The organism is Vreelandella nigrificans (assembly GCF_002374315.1).
GTDB lineage: Bacteria > Pseudomonadota > Gammaproteobacteria > Pseudomonadales > Halomonadaceae > Vreelandella > Vreelandella nigrificans.
Genome location: NZ_NWUX01000067.1, coordinates 1 through 1,016, shown reverse-complemented (window position 1 = coordinate 1,016; position 1,016 = coordinate 1). Strand labels below are relative to the sequence as shown.

Here is a 1,016-nt window from a genome sequence, read left to right as displayed (position 1 = left end):
CTGGCTCGCTGGTTGGCGTTGACTGAGCTTCCTGGGCTGGCGCCGCTTCTTCCGCAGCATCACCACCACCGGCAATTTCCATCTGGCCGATCACGTCGCCTTCCGACACCGTGTCGCCCTCTTTGACGGTCAGCGCAACGATCTTGCCGCCGTGTGGGCTGGGCACGTCCATGGAGGCTTTGTCGGACTCCAGGGTAATCAGGGTGTCTTCGGCGTTGACCTCATCGCCTGCGCTAACGGCGACTTCGATGATCTCAACACTGTCCGAGCCGCCGAGATCCGGCACTTTGATATCGACCGTCTGCTTGCCACCACTGGCTTTGTTAGCTGCGGGCGCAGGCGCTTTAGAGGCTTCTTTCGGCTTGTCTTCTTTGGCTGGCGTGTCGTTGGCCTGGCTATCAGACGTTTCGTCGCCGCCACTTTCGCCGTCGACTTCCAGCTCGACAATGTCGTCGCCTTCGGAGACGGTATCGCCTTCTTTAACCAGCACTTTGAGGACTTTGCCGCCTTTCGGGGTGGGCACGTCCATGCTGGCTTTGTCGGATTCTAACGTGATCAGGGTGTCTTCCGCTTCAATGACGTCGCCTTCTGACACCGCAATCTCGATGATTTCGACATCGGTATCGCCACCGATGTCGGGAACTTTGATGATTTCGCTACTCAAGGTCGCGCTCCTTCCAAATCGGATCGAGCCGGCGGGCCAGTGCCCGCCGGGCTGCGGTTTAGCTGGTCAGCGGGTTGGGCTTGTTGGCATCGATGCCGTACTTCTTCAGCGCTTCGCCGACGTGCTTGCGATCAATCTCGCCACGCTCTGCCAGGGCACGTAGGGCTGCGACGGTGACGAAGTAGCGGTCTACTTCGAAGAAGTAGCGCAGCTTCTCGCGGGTGTCGGAGCGGCCAAAGCCGTCGGTACCCAGCACGGTGTAGTCGCTTGGCACCCAGGCACGTACCTGGTCGGCGTAGAGTTTCATGTAGTCGGTGGAGGCAATCACCGGGCCGTCGCGGCCTTCCAGGCA

The 1,016-nt window shown here is 60.2% G+C and carries 2 protein-coding genes; both read right to left on the bottom strand.

Annotated elements, in window-relative coordinates; genetic code table 11:
- Window positions 1-664 (bottom strand): biotin/lipoyl-containing protein (locus CPA45_RS22490; RefSeq protein ID WP_133066823.1); only part of this gene is annotated, 664 nt, incomplete at its 3' end.
- A gap of 58 nt (window positions 665-722) precedes the next feature.
- The coding region (locus tag CPA45_RS22485; RefSeq protein WP_422822060.1) for a transketolase-like TK C-terminal-containing protein at window positions 723-1,016 on the bottom strand (294 nt) is incomplete at its 5' end.